The organism is Achromobacter spanius (genome assembly GCF_029637605.1).
GTDB lineage: Bacteria > Pseudomonadota > Gammaproteobacteria > Burkholderiales > Burkholderiaceae_B > Achromobacter > Achromobacter spanius_E.
On the sequence record NZ_CP121261.1, the window covers coordinates 4317686 to 4335800 of the forward strand.

Consider the following 18115-nt stretch of genomic DNA (forward strand, 5'->3'; position numbering starts at 1 on the left):
TCAATCCCGCAACGCCCAGAACTCCATCGTCAGCCCGGGAAAGTCGCCGGCCAGATGCAGCGCAAGCGCGCCGGTGCGCTCCAGCTGCTTCCAGAACTCGCCGCTTTTATCTAGTTCGAAATACACGTGCCCCGCGCTGTAGGGAATCTGGCGCGGCGCCACCGGCAGCGCGCGCACCGCCACGCCGGGCAGCTGCAGGTGCACCAGGTCCCGGATACGTTCAACCGGGCCGATCTTGACCTGCGCGGGAAAGCGCGCGCGCACGGTATCGGTGCCCATGTCCGCGTGCACCGCCAGCACGAAGCCTGCGGTTTGCAGCAATTCGGGGTCCGTAATCTGCGCCACCCGCACGCCCTGGCCCCGGTCTTGCAAGGGAATCTGCAACGCCCGCTGCTCAAGCACGGCCGACAACGAACGGCGCAGCTCGTGCATCAGCGGTGCGAAGCTGGCTTGAAGATCGTCATGCACGTACTCGGGCAACACTTCGGGACGCCGCGTCGTGGACGTGAACGTGGATAGATCGCAGGCCAGCATCAGCCAGTCGTGAAACAGCCGCTCGGGATGCAGGGCGGCGCTCTGGCGCGCATGCCACAGCGCGCCGACGTAACGGTTGACGGTTTCCAGCAGCATGAAGTCGGACACCTCGGATACGCCGCCACGCCCAGGCTGCGACAGCCGCTCGGCTAACGCCTCGCTGCGCGCGCCCAGCAGGCCGTAGAGCTCGTTGACCCACCCGCGCAGCACGGGATGCTCGCCCGCCGCCAGCCACGGCGCCACGTAACCGTCGTCCAACACCACGCGGTTGTCCTGCCGGCGTTCCACTACCCGCGCCACCCCCAGGCTTAGCCAATCGTCGGTCAGCTCGTCTTCGAGCATCAGCCGCAGCCGCAGGCGGCCCAGTTGCAACAGGGCGGGTTCCAACCCCATAGAGCCGGTGTCTTCCACATCAGCCTCATGCACCAGATAGCGTGCCAAGCTGTCCTCTTCGCCCTCGTAGATGACGTCGGTGGCGCCGGGACGCGCGCGCGGAATCGCCAAGACAACACGGGCATCGCGCACCTGCAACGGCACCTCCAGCGCGGCGGGTGCGGCGGCGGGGTCAGAGAAGTCGAACGGCGTGCCGTCGGGCATGACGCCCGCGGCCTCGGTCAACACCAGTTTGCCGATTGCCAATGCATCGCGGTCCAGGGATAGATGGGAAAACCCCCAGAAGAAGCCTTGCGTCGCCGCCGCACGCTGCTGCGCCGCATGCAGCACATGGCGCTCAAGCTGCTGGAAATGCTGGGGTCGCAGGAACATACCCTCCGACCAGATCACTTTGTCTCTGCTCACCATGCTCAGGTTCTCTTGTTCTCGTTTGGGTGTCTGCTTCTAGTGTCTGCTTCTAAAACGGCCACCATGAACGGCTGCGGTCCACCTCTTCCAGGCCCGCGCGCGTGACCGCCACTTTCACCGTCTCCTCATTCGGCGAAAACTGCCAGACCTTGTAGATATTCGTGTTCTGCGCTTCAGGCAGCGACACCAGCAACCGCCATTTGCTTTGCTCAAGATTTCGATACGCCGCCACCACGCCCACCACGCGCGCGTCCGGGTTGCCGGGGTAATGCAGCACCTTTGCCTCGCCCGGCCGCAAGATCACCTGCTCGGTGTTGAGCAACTCGGCGCCCAGCGCCACACGCGCATCGGCCTGCAAGGTGAAGAAGTCGCTGGCTTGGAAGGTGCTTGCCGATTTCAGTTCATAGATGGTCACCTGCACCGGCGAGGGCCTGCCACTGGCGTTGGCGTTCACCTTCGGGTCGGCACGCAGTTCGATGGCGTACGGCGCCGGCACGCGCTTGGCGGTTGACGAGCACCCGGCAAGCAGCGCGCCCGCCGCCAGGCATGCCGCCATGCGCCGCCAACGGCTCGCGCCGCGGCCTCCTGTCCCGCTTGTCCGGTAAAAGAATGCGTTCATAAACCCTCGGAAATAAAACACACACGTCTGTTACGCCACGACGCAACCCCTGGGCGCCGGGCCGCTATCATCGGCGGAATATCCAAGCCACTTTCTTCGTGAATCGACACGCCCGTGCCATGAAACAGCCCGTCCGTCTCAGTCTGATTGCCATTTTTGCGGTGCTTGCGGCCTGTAGTTCCTCGCCGTCCCCGCAAGCCACCGATGCCTTGCAAGAGGTTCGCGACGAATACGCCGCCAGCCGCTTTGGCGACGTGGCCCGCACCGTGGCCACGTCCGATGTCCTGGCCACCGCGCCCACGCCCATTCGGGTCGAGGCCTTGAAGCTTCAAGCCTTCAGTTACTGCGTCATCGGCTACCAGCAGCTCTGCGAAGACAGCTTCACCCGCATCCTGCAATTGCAGCCCTCGTTCGATCTCGCACCCAATGAAGCGGGGCATCCTCAATGGGGTCCGGTATTCAAGTCGGTCAAGGCAGCCCAGACCCGTTGACGCGCCGCTGGCGCCAAGGAGATAGGCATGAAGGTCACCGTGTTCCAACATGCCGGCGATCCGGCTTTTGAACCCATCCACGCCGAGTTCACGGCGCCCGGCGGCACGGTGGGCCGCAGCGCCGAGAATCATCTGGCCCTGCCCGATGCCACGCGCGAGATCTGCCGCGTGCAGGCGGCCATCCGCATCCATGACGCGGGCGCCACGGGCTTCCTGATGAACCTGAGCAGCATGAGCGCGGTCAACGTCAACGGGCAGCCTGTCGCGCGCGACCAGGAAGTGCCGTTGAATCCGGGCGATGAGCTTGAAATCGGCGGCTACCGCTTGCGGGCGGAAGCCGTCACAGCGACAGCCGATCCCGAACCCGCCCCCCTGCCCCCCACGCACACCGAAGACATCTTCAGCGACCTGATCGGCCCCGGCACCTTGCCGGTGGGCAGCGTGCCGGACGTATCCACCCACCCGTTCGACCTGGATTCCGCTGCCGCGCGCAACCCCGACGACCCCCTGCGCCATCTGCCACGCGGCGACGCCACGGTGTCGCGCCCGGTCACCGATCCCCTGGCGCTGTTCGACGCTCCGAATGACGGCTCGCCCAGTGTCTTCGCCGACGGCACACCGTCCACCCTGCCGGTCCACGATCCTTTGGCCGAACATCGGACCCACCCCGTGGACGACGCCTTGCGCGGGCCGCGCGAGGCCACGGACGGACGCGCCGCCGCCGACCATCTGCGCGAAATCGGCGGCTTCATGCGCCCCGCGCCCGTGAAGAAAGCGCCCGACGACAAGAGCCGCTAGCACGACAGGCTTACGTGTAGTCATAGCGAAACTCCCCACCGTTGGTGGACAGGCGCACGGCTTGCAGCTTGCGGTCCTGCATGGATGCGCCCAACAGTTCGCGGCTGATCTGCGGCAGCACCGTGTTGGTCAGGATGGCGTCCACCATGCGCGCGCCGGATTCCACTTCCGTGCAGCGCGCCACGACCAGCGCCGTCGCATCCTCAGTCACGTCCAACACCACGCCATGGTGTTCTTGCAGGCGGCGGCGCACGCGGTCGAACTGCAACGCCACGATGCGCGCCAGCATGTCGTCCGACAACGGCAGGTAAGGCACCGCCATCAGTCGGCCCAGCAGCGCCGCCGGGAATGCCTGCAACAAGGGGTCGCGCAGTGCCGCCGCCAAGCCTTCGGCGTCCGGCATCAGCGCCGGGTCGCGGCATAGCGTGGCGATGCGCTCCGTGCCCACGTTGGACGTCAGGATGATGACGGCGTTGCGGAAATCGATATAGCGGCCCTCGCCGTCCTCCATCCAGCCCTTGTCAAAGACCTGGAAGAAAATCTCATGCACGTCGGGATGTGCCTTCTCGACTTCGTCCAGCAACACGACGCAATAGGGCCGCCTGCGCACGGCCTCGGTCAACACGCCGCCCTCGCCGTAGCCCACGTAACCTGGCGGCGCGCCCTTGAGTGTGGAGACGGTATGCGACTCCTGGAACTCGCTCATGTTGATGGTGATCAGGTTCTGTTCGCCGCCATACAGCGCTTCGGCCAAGGCCAGCGCGGTTTCGGTCTTGCCCACGCCGCTGGGTCCGCACAACAGGAACACGCCCACCGGCTTGCCCGGATCGGTCAGCCGGGCACGCGATGTCTGGATGCGGCGCGCCACGGCCTCCAGCGCCTCGCGCTGCCCGATCACGCGCTTCTCCAAGGTGTCCGCCAGCGCCAGCACGGCGTGCGCCTCGTCCCGCACCATGCGGCCCACGGGGATGCCGGTCCAGTCCGCCACCACGGCCGCCACCGCCGCCGCGTCCACGGCGGTATGGATCATCGGCGCCTCGCCCTGGCCATCAACCAAGGCGCGTGCGGCGCTGGCCAGGGCCTGCCGCGTAAATGCGTGTTCCGACGCCGGCGCCGTCGGCGCGTTCAAGGTCTCGCGCAGCGAAAACACCTTTGCCGCCAAATCGCGCTGAGTCTCCCAGCCAGACGCCAGCTTCGCTTCTTCCTGCACGGCGTCGGCAAGTTCCGCCTCCAGGCGTTCAACGCGCTGTGCGTCGCCCGCGCCAAGATGGACTTCGTGCCGCGCGATGCGCAGCGCGGTCTCCAGCGCCTGAATGCGACGGCGCGCATCCTCCAGCGCGGGCGGGACGGCGTGCTGGCTGATCGCCACGCGCGCGCAGGCCGTGTCCAGCAAGGCCACCGCCTTGTCGGGCAACTGACGCGCAGGGATGTAGCGGTGCGACAAGCTCACCGCCGCGGTGATCGCCTCGTCCAGCAGCAGCACGCCGTGATGCGCCTGCAAGGTCTCGGCCAGGCCGCGCAGCATGTTGAACGCGCGCGCTTCGTCCGGCTCGTGCACTTGCACCACCTGGAAGCGGCGGCTAAGCGCAGGGTCTTTCTCGATGTGCTTCTTGTATTCCGACCAGGTGGTGGCACCTATGGTGCGCAACTGGCCACGCGCCAACGCGGGCTTGAGCAGGTTGGCGGCGTCGCCCGTGCCGGCCGCGCCCCCCGCGCCCACCAGCGTGTGGATCTCGTCGATGAACAACACGATGGGCCGCTCGCTTGCCTGGACCTCATCGATCACGCCGCGCAGCCGTTGTTCGAATTCTCCTTTCACACCCGCCCCGGCTTGCAGCAGGCCGATGTCCAGCAGATACAGCGACACGTCGCGCAAGGGTGGCGGCACATCGCCCGCGGCCAAACGCAATGCCAAGCCTTCCACCACCGCGGTCTTGCCCACGCCGGCCTCTCCGGCCAGCAGGGGATTGTTCTGCCGGCGGCGCATCAGCACGTCGACAATCTGGCGGATCTCTTCGTCGCGGCCGGATACGGGGTCGATCTCGCCTGCGCGGGCCTTGGCGGTCAGGTCCACGGCAAAGCGCTCCAACGCGGCCAGATCCTTGCCGAGCGCCCGCGCATCATCGCCAACGACGTCCGTGGCGGTGGCGGCTTCCGGCGAACCTTGCACCATCGCATCCATCTGCTCAAGCAGCTTGTCCGGCACGATGCGCGAGAACTGGGGCGACATGCCCAGCAGCACGTGGCGCAGCGCGTAGGTCCTGACCAGGCCCGTCAGCAGATGGCCGCTGCGGATGCGCGTCGCGCCATAACGCAACGAGCCCAACACCCAGGCGCGCTCAACGGCGTGGTCGATGTGTTCCGACAGATCGGACACCGAGCCCGCGCCAGCCGGCAGACGGTCCAGCTCGGCTGTCAGGTCGGCCTGCAATTGCCCCAGGTCCAGCTCGAAGGCGCGCGCGATGCGATGCAGGTCGCTGTCCTGGCCATGCAGAATCTGATGCAGCCAATGCACCAGCTCCACGTAGGGATTGCCGCGCAGTTTGCAGAATGCGGTCGCGCCCTCCAATGCCTGGTAGAGCAGGGGATTGAGCTTTCCGAAGAGTTCAATACGACCGATATCCGACATGGCATCATGGCGCGATCAAGCGCGTGGTGTCCTGGAGAGTTGAGCCGGCGACCGGCCACGTGCCGGGGTTTGTTCCCGGCGTTCATAGTCCAGCAGCAGATCGCCGGCATCACCCTGTGCCGGCCGGCGCTTGCCCAGCCACGTCGACAGCCCCAGCGGTCGGGGCGCGCCAAGGCGCACACCCTCTGCGTCTTGCGCACGCAGCACCGGGCGCACGTCCCAAGCCAGCTCCACACCGATGTAGTGCCTGACCCAATGCGTCAGTTGTTGCGCACGCTGGCTGCCTGGCAGGAAGCTCTTGTAATCGTCCAAGGCCAGCGGACCGATCTCGATGCGGAACTTGTGCTGCGCATCGCGCACCGCCACGCCCAGCACCGTATCGCGCCCCAAGCCCACCGCGCTGCCCAGCCCAAGCCGCTGCTCGGGTTCAAGCCGTATCCATTGCGGCACGAATTCGCGAATGCACACCGGCAAGCCGAAGAACGCTTGCAGGATGTGCTTGAGGCCTTCGGGGTTGCGGGTCTGGCGCACCAGATGCCCCGCCATGAAGTACTTGGCATGGTCCAGCACGGCATCGCGCCGCCGCATCGATGGCTCGCCCATGTGCAACAGACTGGCCACATAGCGCGTGAAGCGCGCGTCCTTGCGGTCCAGGCTGACTGTGCTTTGCGCGTCGGCCCAGGCGCGGTAGAACAGCAGGATAAGCCGGTGATGAAACACGTCGGCGAAGGCGGCCAGCGTGCGGTCGCCGTAATGCGCCATGCGTTCATGGGCATGCTCGGTCAGGTGCAGCGGCAAGGGGCCGTTCGGGCCGAACAGGCCAAAGCCATGGATGGAGACTTCTGCCGGCCGGCCACCCTGGGCCGCCTGTACGCGCGCCAACGTGGACGGCGCGAAGGCCATGGATGGCTCCTGCCGCATGCGCACGGGTTCATAACGCGCCACGGTATCGCGCCCCAGCGGCTTGCGCGCGCCGCAATGCGCGTCGATCCAACGCAGGGCATGGAACAGGTCGTGCGCGTAGGGCTCGCGCTCCAGCGCGCGCCACCACTGCGCCTGCGCCTCATTCGAAGCAGCGGCGCTGGGGGAAACCGGATCGGCGACGGGTTGCGTGACGTCCACCGCGTCACCCCATGTGTATCTGCTTGGCGTCCACCTTGACCAGGTCAGAACCCGTCAAAAGCGTGTACGACGCATGCAGCCGCGCGCTTTGGTCGGCCTGGAAATCAATGGAACCCGCGCGCAGTTGGTCAACCTCGCTGACGCTGCGCATCGACAGGCGCGCCATGAGCGTCATGCGGTCCAGCACCGCTTCGTAGTTTCGGCCCACCAACCGCGTCTCGCCGATGGTGGCGTGCAACTGTTCGGCGACCATGCGCACGCGCTTGCAGGCATGGTTTTCGTCGGCAGCTTCAACCGAGTATTCGGCGGTGCGGACGCGCACGGCATTCTGACCTTGCAAGGTCACGTCGCCCGCGCTTTCCACGCGCACGCAGCCGCCCTGCGATCGCAGCACCAAGTCGCCCTGCGCTTCCAGCGTCGTGCGCGCGGGCGCCGCTTGCACCGTGACCGCGATGAGATACACGCGCGACGGATCCGGCCCGCTGATCAGCACCTCGTCACCCGCCTCGGGCGTCAGCAGGCAACTGGCGGCGCGCCGCGCCAACCATGTGCGGCCATCGCAGGCCACGGCGTACTGGCCGTCGGGTTCAGCATGCAGCACTTCGCCCAGCAGATGTACGGGGTCATAGGCGATGCGGTTCAGGCTTGCGGCGGATTTCATCATGCGCTCCAGTTCGTAACGGGATGCGGGCCTAGACCACCGGCCGGCGTCCCATGCGGGGCTTGAAGCGCGCAACCTCGCCGCGCTGCAGGGTCGACAAGACCAGCTCCGACATCATGTTGATCGAGACATGGCGCGCGAAAAACTGTTCAAGCACGGCGCCAAACAAATACGGACTAATGCCGGAAAAGGCCCCCTCGTCCACTTGCAGCGCGATACGCACGCCGCGTCCATGCACGATGGGCCCAGGCACCGGCAAGCGGTGATAGACGGGCTTGGCGCTGACGTGCCGCAGGCCGGAAATGTGCTTGCGCACCACCGGATCGGCCAGGTTGCCGTAGACGTGCAGCATCTCGCGCAGTGTTTGCGCGCCCTGCTCCGTGTCCAGGTCCGTCAGGCTCAGATAGTTCAGCCCCAGGTGGCTGATCAGATGCCAGGTGGCGGCGTTCTCGGCCAACGCCGCGCAGGGGCGTGTGGGGCCGTGCAGCACCTTCACCGCGCGCACGGGCGCCGACACGCGCAACGTCATGTCCGTGTCCGTGCCCAAGGGCAGCAGCAGCGCCATGTCCCGATTCGTGCATAGCGTTTCCAGCGACACATGGCGCAATTGGCCGGAGAACGGCGCTTCGTGCCGGTCCACCAGCGACAGGAACACTTCACTGCCGGTGTAGCCGGTGCGCGTGCCGTTGCGCTGGGCGGTGTCAGAGATCAGCCGTGGCTCGCGGCGCACGGAGAAATACGCACCGTAGTCATCCGGGTCGCTGCCCAGGGACCCATAGAACGGACGGAACTCCTGCTCTTGTTGCTGCGCGGAGGCGTGACCGGTCACGCGCGTGACGCCGAAGACTTCGTAGTCCAAGGGGCGGCTGCGATCGACCACCACGTGATATTCGGACGTGCGCGGCGTGATCGCCACGCGGTCGGCGCGCTTGGGGAACAGGTTGATCACCGGCGTGCAGTGCAGCGCCAGGTTGGCGGCCGAAATCGCCCCTTCCAGTTCCGGCGCGGCCACGGAGAACAGGAAGGTCAGATCGAATGCGCGGGTATCACGTGGCGTGCCTTGCGATGGCGATGGCGCCGCGCCGAGCGAACCCACGCCCGACACCGCCCTCGCCCCGGTCTTCAACCCCGCTTTCAAGCCATTCACACTGAAGAACAGATAACGCTGCGCAAAGGCGAAGTACTCCTGCAGCAAGCGATAGCCCTGGAACACGCGCGCATCGCCCGGCAACAGCGCCTGGTCATCCGCGAACCCTTCGTGGCGCACGGCGGTGGCCGGCAGCTTGTTGATCCACGCCACCGGACGCGTCGTGTCGTGGCCCAGCACCGCCACCGTGTGTCCCATCAACACTTCCAGCAAGCGCTGCATCTGCAGATCTTGCCCATTCAGATGGAACATCAGTTGATCAAGATCCAGGTCTTCCAGGCGCTGGCCGCCACCAATTTCGATGCGGATGCGCAGCGCGCTAAGCACGCGGCCCGTCCGGCCCGCCAGGCCCAGGCGCGCCAGCGGCAAGTCCTGCGGCGCGGCGGTGAAGTCGGCCTGGGTGACTTGCAGCGGCCACAAGCGCACGGCGTGCCCGGTCGTGAATTCGCAAGGCGTCTGCTCGCCACGCGGCACACGGCCGCGCAGCAGCGTGCCGCGTGGCAGCTCAAAGCCGCCCGCCAGCGTGCCCTCGTTCATGCTGGGCGAAAACTGCACGATCGCCATCGACGGTGTAGGCGCCAGGTAATTGGGATACACCACTTCCAGCAAGCGCTGCGAGAAGCGCGGAAACTCCGCGTCCATCTTCATCTGGATGCGCGCGGTCAGAAAGCTGAAGCCTTCCAGCAGACGTTCAACATACGGGTCCGCCACTTCCGTCGCGTTCATGCCCAGGCGGCCCGCCACCTTGGGGTGCGCCTGGGCGAACTCCGCGCCCAGCTCGCGCAGATACACAAGCTCGCGGTTGTAATAGTCCAGCAGTCGGGCGTCCATCAGAGGCCGCCCAAATCGCGCAGATCCATGTGGCCGCTTTCCAGATCGATGTCCGTGCGGAACAGGAACTCAAGCGGATGCGGCACGCACCACAACATGCCCCGGATCTCAAGGCTCAACACGTTGTGATGTTCCAGGGTGCCCGTGTCCGTCACGCAGCGCACCTCGACCGAGGAATCCAGAATGCGTGGCTCAAACGCGGAAATCGCATTGCGGATGGAATCTTCCACGTCGATCCAGTCGATCTCCGACATGCGTTTTCCGGCCATCGCCCGCACGCCAAAATTCACTGTCGATGTGGCGACAGGACGATGCGCCGACAGATCCTGCGACGTCTGCAAGTTGACCGTATTGAGCAGCCAGCGCAGATCTCGCAATACGGCCGCGCGCAACTGCTCATGCGTGAGCATGGCGCTATCGCGCGGCTCTTGGCGGCGCAACGGCTCGTTGTCCATCAAGCGATCCAGCAACGACGGCTGCAGGCGGTCCCGCGCCGCGCGCGGGGTCCGCGGCGTGCGAGCAAGGGGTTCCCAACGGGCCGTATCGTCGGCGTGGCCCATCAGGCAAGCTCCAGGCTGCGCAGGTCAAGCAGCGCGAACTCGCCCGCGTCGGTCAGCCACATCTTCTGACCCACGCCGGCATAGGTGTCGGCATACAGCGGCCGCCATTCGGTGACCCGCCCCAGCTTGACGGGGTCAGGCAGATCGATCATGCGAGCGCCAGGCGCGGGCGGATAGCGCGCCGGCACCAGGCCTTGCAGCGTCCGGCCGCCAAGCAGTTCGATCTCGGCGCGCGCCCACACCAGGTCGCACAGCCCCTCTGGCGCCAGCAGGCGCACCCGCTTGAGCGCCGCGAAGGGCAGCCACACGTAGCGCCCCGCGCCCAGGAACTCGAAGACGGGTCCCAGGCGGCTGTCACCGTCGCAGATCCACTGAAACGGTAGCGGCGCGTCCTGCATGACCCCTTGCACCCGGCCCGCGCCCGCCGTGGCGTCCTGCAAGGCCTGGGCGCGCAGCTCGGCGGCCTGCGTCTTGGGTCCGCGCTCATCCTGGCTCAACGCCGACATCAGGGCCTGCATCCAGGCATCGGGTTCGCTCAGCACGACCGGTTCGCCCTGGCCCGCCAGCACAGCTTCCCGCTCGCGCTCGGCCGCGATGGCGCTGGCGTACAGCGCCACCATTGGCCGCGCCTGCGCACTGAGCGCGCCACACACGCTCAGTTGTTCAGCGGCGCGCGCCCAGTCGCCCTGCACCACCAGCAGTTGGAACAGTTGCGCGCGCAAGTCCGCGTCGGCCGGCCGGCGGCGAATCTGCGCCTGCACTTCGTCCAACTGGCCAGACAGGCTGATCGCGCCGAAAGGAACGGCAACTATAGACATGAAGGCTCCGCGCTAACCGACTTCCTTGTTCTGCTTGATATCCCAGGCCACCAAGCTTTCGGCGCCCTTGCCGCCCTTTTCGGTCTGCTCCCAGTATTGCTGCTTGACCTTGGCTGCCTGGAACGCGAAGTTCACCACCACGCCGTCCGCGCTGCGGTCGCCGGAGATCTGCACCGACGACACGATTACGTCTTCCAGCGTGATCTTGGAATACTCGATCTGCTCGCCGCCCGCCTTGCACATGGACAGCTCGATCTTGCCCAGGTGCTTGCCGCTGGCGCAGTGCTTCATCACGGCGGGGGCCGCCTTGTCGATACGCGCCACCACGTGCAGGTCGTTGAAGCTTGCCTTGCCCGCGCCCAGGCCGCCGCCGCTGGCCAGGTTGCCTGGCTGCGTCGCGCCCCACGAGAAGGACACGATATCCGTCCAGTCCTTGTGGTTGGCGTCTTTGGACTCACCGTTGGCGCCATCGATTTTCATGAACATATCCACAGCCACATCTGTCTCCTGAAGTTATCGGGCGCGGCTGCGCCCATCTAGTCTGAGGCTCAGCCTTCGTTCTGCTTGAGCGAAGGCAGCTTGGACACCAGCCGCAGCGACACCGTCAGCCCTTCCAGCTGATAGTGCGGCCGCAGGAAAAACTTGGCCGAGTAATAGCCCGGGTTGTCTTCAATCTCCTGCACTTGCACCTCGGCCGCCGCCAAGGGCTTGCGGGCCTTGGTTTCCTGCGACGAGTTCACCGGGTCGCCATCCACGTAATTCATGATCCAGTCGTTCAGCCAGCGCTCCATGTCGTCGCGCTCGCGGAACGAACCGATCTTGTCGCGCACGATGCACTTGAGGTAATGCGCGAACCGGCAGCAGGCAAACAGGTACGGCAGGCGCGCGGCCAGCTTGGCATTGGCCGACGCGTCGGCCTCGTAGTACTCGTGCGGCTTCTGCAAGGACTGCGCACCGATGAAGGCCGCGAAGTCGGAGTTCTTGCGATGCACCAGCGGCATGAAGCCGTTCTTGGCCAGCTCGGCCTCGCGCCGGTCGCTGATGGCGATTTCGGTCGGGCACTTCATGTCCACACCGCCGTCATCGCTGGGAAAGCTGTGGCACGGCAGGTTTTCCACCGCGCCGCCTGACTCCACGCCCCGGATCGACGTGCACCAGCCGTACAGCTTGAACGAGCGGTTTACGTTCGCCGCCATCGCGTACGCGGAATTGGCCCAGGTGTAGCGGTCGTGGTTGGCGCCGTCGGTGTCTTCTTCAAAGTCGAATTCGTCCACCGGATTGGTGCGCGCGCCATAAGGCAGGCGGGCCAGGAAGCGCGGCATCGCCAGCCCGATGTAGCGCGAGTCTTCGGACTCGCGCAGGCTGCGCCAGGCGGCGTACTCGGTGTTGGTGAAAATCTTGGTCAGGTCGCGCGGGTTGGCCAGTTCCTGCCACGAATCCATCTGCATCACGTTGGGCGATGCGCCGGCAATGAAGGGGCAATGCGCGGCGGACGAAATCTTGGCAATCTCGCCCAGCAACTCCACATCGGGTGGGCTGTGGTCGAAGTGGTAGTCGCCCACCAGGCAGCCGATGGGCTCGCCGCCAAACTGGCCATACTCTTCTTCGTACACGCGCTTGAAGATGGGGCTTTGGTCCCAGCCCACGCCCTTGTGGCGCTTGAGCGTGCGCCCCAGCTCCGCCTTCGAGATACTCATCACGCGAATCTTCAGCAGCTCGTCGGTTTCGGTGTTGGTGACCAGGTAATGCAGGCCACGCCACGCGCCTTCAAGCTGCTGGAATTCGGGATGGTGCATTACCCGGTTGATCTGTTCGGACAACTTGCGGTCGATCTCGGCGATGATCGCCTGGATGGTGCGATAGGCGTCCGACGACAGCCCGACGCCGCTGTTCTCAAGCGCCTGATGCGCCAGCGTGCGCACGGCGTGCTCCACCGCCACGCGCGCCTGCTCGGTCTTGGGCTTGAATTCCTTCTTCAGGAGCGCGGACAGGTCGTCGGCCTCCAGGGTGTCGACAGCGCGCGCGTCCGCGCGTTTGGCCACTGCGGTCATGGCATTCTCCGAAAAGCGGTTCTAGCGGAACTAGGCGGCCGGGTCCGTGGCGGCGGGGTCTGATGCGGGCGGTGCTTCAGGCTTGGGGGCCGCCGCCAGCGCGTTCATCAGCGCGGGGTTCTTGAGCACGTTGCCGATCAGCTCCTCGGCACCGGTCTTGCCGTCCATGTAGGTCAGCAGGTTGGCCAGTTGGGTCCGCGCGCTTAACAGCTCGTTCAATGCGCCGACCTTCTTGGCGACCGTGGCCGGTGAGAAGTCGTCGATGCTTTCGAACGTGATGTCCACGTTCAGATTGCCGTCGCCGGTCAGCGTGTTGTCCACCTGGAACGCCGCGCGCGGCTGGATCGAACGCATGCGTTCATCGAAGTTGTCGATATCGATGTCCAGGAACTTGCGCTCGCCCACTTCGGGCTGGGGCGTTTCGGACTTGCCGGCCAGGTCGGCCAGCACGCCCATCACGAAGGGCAACTGGATCTTGCGCTCCGCGCCGTAGATTTCCACGTCGTACTCGATCTGCACACGCGGCGCGCGGTTTCTGGCAATGAACTTCTGGCCGCTTCCTTTCAGGCTGGTCGCCATGGTGTTGTCTCCTCTTGTTTATGTGGGGGCTGGCCCGCCCTACGAATCCGGCCGGCTCTCCGTGTCACGCGGCAGCCAGGCCTCGAATTGCTCAAGGCCTTGGGGCGCCAGGTTTTTGATGATGTCGTGAAAGCTCAACGGAATGAGTTGCTGGGTGCGACGGATGAGATAAGGCGCGGGGTGCCCGGGCTCGTTGGCTTCGAAGTACGCGCTGACCTTGGCCAGCATGGCCATGGCGTCCTCGCGCGACTGGATGCGGGCGTCCTGCCAGCGCACGCCGGCGTTGGGTGTGGTGTTGGGTGTGGTGTTGGGTGTGGTGCTGCTGGCGGGCGCGTCAGCAGCCTGCGCCGAGTCATCCTGGAGAGCGGCTTGCGGCGGCGCAGACATTCCGGCTGCATCAGAGGACACCTGCGGCCCATCGCGCGCGGCATCCAGCACGACGTTCAACGTGCGCAGGACGGCGGTGTAGTCAGGCGCCCACGTGGGGCCCAGTTTGTCCGTCACCAGTTTCTGTATGCGCCGCAATGCCTCCGACGCGGACGCCAGCGCCAGCACATCGGCTTCGCGTTGCGTCCACGCTTCACGCAGGCGCGCGACCACGCGGGGACGCCCGCCCGGATAGCAGTCGGCGTCCTGGCGGCTGCCATCCAGCAGCGCCTCGGTATCACGCAAGGACAGTTGCCCATGCACCCCATTGACCAGGCTCGCCGAGCGCACGCTGCGCGCGCAACCCTGCATATCGCCAAACGCCGCCAGCGCATTCATGCGCGGCATCGGATCGTCTTCGCCCACGCTATCCAGGCGCGGATGCACGGGCTCCCAATAGCGTTCCAGGGTGTCAACGGCCAGCGCCAGCCCGTCTGCGTAACCCGGCAGTCCGCGGATCTCGGTCCAGGCACAGGTCAACAGCCCGATCACGCGCAGGTCTCGTGTGCGTTCCAGCAACGCACGCGCCAGGCGTTCGACCTCGCGCCAGTCCGGCGGCTGCGCGGCGATGATGGTCGAGCCGAACTGCTGTTCGTCCCGGCCGGCCGCGGCTTGCTGCAACTGCAGGAAGTCAGCGTCGTATTCGAGGTCTTCCCCGCAGGGCAGACGTGAATCGAGTGTATTGAGGATATCGGCGAAGTCCATAGTCATTGCTTAGATGCCTGGGGATGCTGCCTGGAACCAACCACTACGCTCCGCGCTGCTTCACGGAAGGGAGAATTCTAGGCACGTCTTTCCGCATGCAACGAACAACTCACAACTTCAGATTTTTCTTACAACCAGCTAACAAGCACTAAACAAATGCACACTTTTCGCCCTGCTACGCTGATGTTTTGACATATTCCTTACGCAACGCGGGTGTCGGCGCAAGCGTTGTTACTGAACCGTAAAAAACACAAAAGCATGTGTTTGGGCTTTTCGCTCGCTTTGCACGCTGCCTACAATCGGCGCTCACGCTGGCGACAGACTGGCGCGTAAATAGATTCAGAGACAGACGTCCCCGGCATCGGTGCCCCCTCTTCACGGCGGCGCCCGCCCTTTTTGCAAGCGGCCCGCTACGTGGCCGGCCCTCACATTGCAGGCACTGCGGCGCGCGCCATTCGCGCGCTCGCGAAACACTCGGAACAGCAAGCGCAGCAGCTTTGAATTCTCATAAGGAGACGATGAGATGGACCGCACCGTGCCAAGCGAACGCGTCGTCAAGGCGCATACGCCCTTGCCGCCAGAGCAATTGAAGTTTCGCGGCATGCACGGCGCCGAAAGCCTGTCGCAGCTATTTGAATTTGAAGTCGAGCTGGTGTCGGAGTCCTATGCGCTGGACATGAAGTCGCTGCTTGGAAAGCCGTTGACGCTCGAGATCGAGACCACACCGGGCACGCCGCGCTATCTCAGCGGACACATCACCCGCTGCGTGCTGGTGGGCCGCGAGAACAACACGTCGCGCTACACCATCTACCGCGCCACGGTACGGCCCTGGCTCTGGTACCTGACGCAAACGTCTGACAACAAGATCTTCCAGAACAAGAGCGTGCCCGACGTGATCCGCGAGGTGCTCAAGGACTACAGCTACCCCGTCGAGTTCAAGCTGACGGAGACGTATCGCCATTGGGAATACTGCGTGCAGTACCAGGAAACCGACTACGCCTTCATCTGCCGCTTGATGGAGCACGAAGGCATCTACTTCTGGTTCAAGCACGACAAGGGCAAGCACACGCTGGTGCTGACCGACGACATCACGCAGCATGAACCGGTGCCTGACTACGAGCAGATCCCCTATTACGGACCCGACCGCGTCACCGTTCCGCGCGAAGACTACATCCACAAATGGGAAGTCGCCGAACAGATCACGCCCGGCGCGTTCGCCACCACCGACTACCACCCGCTGACGCCCGCCGCCAGCCTGGAAGCGCGGCGCAACAACCCCGGCGCGTATGACCACGGTGATCTGGAAATGTTCGAATGGCAGGGTGGCTACACAAACCCCGACGATGCCGAACACTACACGCGCGTGCGGCTGCAAGACCTGCAATGCAGGCAGGAGCAAAGCACCGGCGCATCCAACGCGCGCGGGCTTTCGACCGGACATCTTTTCACACTGCGCAACCATCCACGGCAAGCTGAAAACCGCGAGTACCTCGTCGTCAGCACCTACTACCGCATCCGAGAAACGGGCTACGCCAGCGGCCAGATCGATCCGGGTGACTTTGACCTGGAATTCGTTGTGCTGCCCTCCAGCACGCAGTTTCGCGCGCCGCGCGTCACACCGATCCCGCGTACCCACGGGCCACAGACCGCGACGGTGGTGGGCAAGCAGGGCGAGGAAATCTGGACCGACAAGATGGGCCGCGTCAAAGTGCAGTTCCACTGGGACCGCTACGGCAAGAAAGACGAAAACAGTTCGTGCTGGGTGCGTGTGTCCAGCCCCTGGGCCGGCGGCGGCTTTGGCGGCATCCAGCTACCGCGCGTGCGAGATGAAGTGATCGTGGATTTCATCGGCGGCCAACCCGACCGCCCCATCGTGATCGGGCGCGTCTTCAATGCGAACAACCTGCCGCCGTGGGACCTGCCCGACAACGCCACGCAAAGCGGCTTCCTGAGCCGCTCGAAAAGCGGCACGCCCGCCACCGCGAACGCGCTGATGTTTGAAGACAAGAGCGGCTGCGAACGCATCTGGCTGCACGCCGAGCGCGAGCTCTGCACGGAAGTCGAAGCCAACGAGACGCACACAACAGACCTGAACCGCAGCACGACGATCGGCGAGAACGACACCACCAAGATCGGCGGCTTTCGCGACATCAACATCACCGGCACCGACAACCTGAAAGTCGGCAAGCGCCGAGACGTCTACGTCACGGGGCACGAGGAATACACCGTCAAGGCATCGCGTACCGTCAACGTGAAAGACGGCCTGATGGACGAGAAGTTCGACAACGGTTTGAAGACCACCGTGGCCGCCAAGGGCGAAGAGCGCGAGATCACGGGGCCGTTCAAGGAAACGCTGAAGACCGGCCAGAAGGTTTACGTCAACAGCGGCAATTCGCTGCATCACGTCAAGGAAGGCACGCTGACCGAAAAGGCCAAGGGCAAGGTTGAAGTGTTGTCCACCGATGCGAATATGGACGTGAAGGCCAAGACCGCGATGCTGGTGCAGTCGGAGACCGCCACGATGGACATCAAGTCCAAGGGCAAGGCACACATGGAATCGGAAGATTCCACGGTGATGGTCAAGGCCAAGGGCAACATCACGCTGGAAACCCCGGCCGACGTGGTGATGGACGCCGCCAACGTCAAGGACCTGTCCAAGGAAAGCTGGTTGCAGGCCACGCCGTTCTCCATCGGCCTGGCGGTGGCCAAGGCGGAATTCGGGCTGCATCGCGTGGCGTTGTTCCGCACCACCGTCATGTTGAATCTGTCCTTCACGAACTACGCCGCGGTCAGCAATATCGGCCAGTTGGTGTCGTATCGCACCACCGGATCCAGCTACGCCTTTGATCTGCAGAAGGCAGAGAAAGTCGGCCTGGGCGCGTCCATGGTCGGCCTGTGGACCATCATCTGAGGCGCCCATGTCCGAATTCGTGACGGCTTGGCCGGATTGGGGAAAGTGGGTGGTGCTGGGCTTGCTGCTGTCGGGCGCGCAAGCGGCTTTCATGCTTCGACGCGAACGCAAGCGTCGGGCGGAGGCGCGTGCGGACGCGCGGCAGCTTGAAGCCGTGCGCGTCACGGGCGTGGCCAGCACCGCGCGCGTGACCGCTGCGCGCGACACGCGCACCCGCATCGGCGAAACGCTGTATTTCGTCATTGAACTGGACCTGGACGTGGCCGCGACCGACACCACGCCGGCCTTCGCCCACACGCTGCGCGTCCCGCTGTCGCCGCTGCACCTGGCTGACTTCGGCGTGGGCAAGATCGTGCAAGTGCGCGTGCGGGTGGAAGCGCGGGAAAATACGGCCACGCGTGACGTCGCCATTGATCAGCCCACCGGGTAGCG

16 protein-coding genes are annotated in these 18115 nt (G+C 65.0%); 4 read left to right on the forward strand and 12 right to left on the reverse strand.

Annotated features, from left to right (window positions below; translation table 11 throughout):
- Window positions 1–1335, reverse strand: a complete 1335-nt coding sequence (gene tssK / locus P8T11_RS19245) for a type VI secretion system baseplate subunit TssK (RefSeq protein ID WP_268080500.1) — start codon at window positions 1333–1335, stop codon at window positions 1–3.
- A gap of 49 nt (window positions 1336–1384) precedes the next feature.
- Window positions 1385–1891 carry a type VI secretion system lipoprotein TssJ gene (gene tssJ, locus P8T11_RS19250; protein WP_268080499.1) on the reverse strand — a complete coding sequence of 169 codons (507 nt, stop codon included), beginning with the start codon at window positions 1889–1891 and terminating at the stop codon, window positions 1385–1387.
- A gap of 182 nt (window positions 1892–2073) precedes the next feature.
- Between tssJ and P8T11_RS19255 the strand changes: the two genes are divergently transcribed.
- On the forward strand, window positions 2074–2445 hold the full coding sequence (locus P8T11_RS19255; RefSeq protein ID WP_268080498.1) for a TssQ family T6SS-associated lipoprotein: 372 nt from the start codon (window positions 2074–2076) through the stop codon (window positions 2443–2445).
- Between the two features lie 27 nt (window positions 2446–2472).
- Window positions 2473–3243, forward strand: a complete 771-nt coding sequence (locus P8T11_RS19260; protein ID WP_268080497.1) for an FHA domain-containing protein — start codon at window positions 2473–2475, stop codon at window positions 3241–3243.
- A 10-nt stretch (window positions 3244–3253) separates the two neighbouring features.
- On the opposite strand, the gene tssH is transcribed toward P8T11_RS19260, so the two are convergent.
- Genes tssH through tssA form a run of 10 tightly spaced genes read right to left on the reverse strand, consistent with a single transcriptional unit; the run spans window position 3254 to window position 14778 of the window.
- Window positions 3254–5872 (reverse strand): type VI secretion system ATPase TssH, encoded by a 2619-nt coding sequence (gene tssH, locus P8T11_RS19265; RefSeq protein WP_268080496.1) that lies wholly within the window; start codon window positions 5870–5872, stop codon window positions 3254–3256.
- A 15-nt stretch (window positions 5873–5887) separates the two neighbouring features.
- A complete protein-coding gene (gene tssG, locus P8T11_RS19270) occupies window positions 5888–6994 on the reverse strand; it encodes a type VI secretion system baseplate subunit TssG (protein ID WP_268080495.1) in 1107 nt (368 codons plus the stop codon).
- 4 nt (window positions 6995–6998) lie between these two features.
- Complete coding sequence (locus P8T11_RS19275; RefSeq protein WP_278072147.1) at window positions 6999–7658, reverse strand: DUF3540 domain-containing protein; 660 nt, start codon at window positions 7656–7658, stop codon at window positions 6999–7001.
- Window positions 7659–7686: 28 nt separating this feature from the next.
- Window positions 7687–9633, reverse strand: a complete 1947-nt coding sequence (tssF, locus tag P8T11_RS19280; RefSeq protein ID WP_268080493.1) for a type VI secretion system baseplate subunit TssF — start codon at window positions 9631–9633, stop codon at window positions 7687–7689.
- A complete protein-coding gene (gene tssE / locus P8T11_RS19285) occupies window positions 9633–10193 on the reverse strand; it encodes a type VI secretion system baseplate subunit TssE (protein WP_268080492.1) in 561 nt (186 codons plus the stop codon). The genes tssF and tssE overlap by 1 nt, the downstream gene beginning before the upstream one ends.
- Window positions 10193–11011, reverse strand: a complete 819-nt coding sequence (locus P8T11_RS19290) for a type VI secretion system accessory protein TagJ (protein WP_268080491.1) — start codon at window positions 11009–11011, stop codon at window positions 10193–10195. Before P8T11_RS19290 ends, tssE begins: the two co-directional genes overlap by 1 nt.
- Before the next feature lie 12 nt (window positions 11012–11023).
- Window positions 11024–11509, reverse strand: coding sequence for an Hcp family type VI secretion system effector (locus P8T11_RS19295; protein ID WP_268080490.1), 486 nt, complete (start codon window positions 11507–11509; stop codon window positions 11024–11026).
- 50 nt (window positions 11510–11559) lie between these two features.
- Window positions 11560–13062: a type VI secretion system contractile sheath large subunit gene (gene tssC / locus P8T11_RS19300; RefSeq protein WP_268080489.1), complete on the reverse strand. Its 1503-nt coding sequence runs from the start codon at window positions 13060–13062 to the stop codon at window positions 11560–11562.
- A 30-nt stretch (window positions 13063–13092) separates the two neighbouring features.
- Window positions 13093–13641 (reverse strand): type VI secretion system contractile sheath small subunit, encoded by a 549-nt coding sequence (gene tssB, locus P8T11_RS19305; RefSeq protein ID WP_268080488.1) that lies wholly within the window; start codon window positions 13639–13641, stop codon window positions 13093–13095.
- Between the two features lie 39 nt (window positions 13642–13680).
- Window positions 13681–14778, reverse strand: a complete 1098-nt coding sequence (tssA, locus tag P8T11_RS19310) for a type VI secretion system protein TssA (RefSeq protein ID WP_268080487.1) — start codon at window positions 14776–14778, stop codon at window positions 13681–13683.
- Window positions 14779–15295: 517 nt separating this feature from the next.
- On the opposite strand from tssA, the gene P8T11_RS19315 reads away from it, so the two are divergent.
- Both P8T11_RS19315 and P8T11_RS19320 read left to right on the forward strand, forming a co-directional pair.
- Window positions 15296–17683 (forward strand): type VI secretion system Vgr family protein, encoded by a 2388-nt coding sequence (locus P8T11_RS19315; protein WP_268080486.1) that lies wholly within the window; start codon window positions 15296–15298, stop codon window positions 17681–17683.
- Window positions 17684–17690: 7 nt separating this feature from the next.
- Window positions 17691–18113, forward strand: coding sequence for a hypothetical protein (locus tag P8T11_RS19320; protein ID WP_268080485.1), 423 nt, complete (start codon window positions 17691–17693; stop codon window positions 18111–18113).
- Window positions 18114–18115 lie beyond the last annotated feature (2 nt).

Excerpts from the sequence above, each read along its gene's own strand:
- P8T11_RS19290 (WP_268080491.1), bottom strand. The coding sequence starts at position 11,011 with ATGTCTATAGTTGCCGTTCCTTTCGGCGCGATCAGCCTGTCTGGCCAG.
- P8T11_RS19255 (WP_268080498.1), top strand. The coding sequence starts at position 2,074 with ATGAAACAGCCCGTCCGTCTCAGTCTGATTGCCATTTTTGCGGTGCTT.
- P8T11_RS19315 (WP_268080486.1), top strand. The coding sequence starts at position 15,296 with ATGGACCGCACCGTGCCAAGCGAACGCGTCGTCAAGGCGCATACGCCC.
- tssF (WP_268080493.1), bottom strand. The coding sequence starts at position 9,633 with ATGGACGCCCGACTGCTGGACTATTACAACCGCGAGCTTGTGTATCTG.
- tssB (WP_268080488.1), bottom strand. The coding sequence starts at position 13,641 with ATGGCGACCAGCCTGAAAGGAAGCGGCCAGAAGTTCATTGCCAGAAAC.
- tssK (WP_268080500.1), bottom strand. The coding sequence starts at position 1,335 with ATGGTGAGCAGAGACAAAGTGATCTGGTCGGAGGGTATGTTCCTGCGA.
- P8T11_RS19275 (WP_278072147.1), bottom strand. The coding sequence starts at position 7,658 with ATGATGAAATCCGCCGCAAGCCTGAACCGCATCGCCTATGACCCCGTA.
- tssH (WP_268080496.1), bottom strand. The coding sequence starts at position 5,872 with ATGTCGGATATCGGTCGTATTGAACTCTTCGGAAAGCTCAATCCCCTG.
- P8T11_RS19260 (WP_268080497.1), top strand. The coding sequence starts at position 2,473 with ATGAAGGTCACCGTGTTCCAACATGCCGGCGATCCGGCTTTTGAACCC.
- P8T11_RS19320 (WP_268080485.1), top strand. The coding sequence starts at position 17,691 with ATGTCCGAATTCGTGACGGCTTGGCCGGATTGGGGAAAGTGGGTGGTG.
- tssE (WP_268080492.1), bottom strand. The coding sequence starts at position 10,193 with ATGGGCCACGCCGACGATACGGCCCGTTGGGAACCCCTTGCTCGCACG.
- tssJ (WP_268080499.1), bottom strand. The coding sequence starts at position 1,891 with ATGGCGGCATGCCTGGCGGCGGGCGCGCTGCTTGCCGGGTGCTCGTCA.
- tssC (WP_268080489.1), bottom strand. The coding sequence starts at position 13,062 with ATGACCGCAGTGGCCAAACGCGCGGACGCGCGCGCTGTCGACACCCTG.
- tssA (WP_268080487.1), bottom strand. The coding sequence starts at position 14,778 with ATGACTATGGACTTCGCCGATATCCTCAATACACTCGATTCACGTCTG.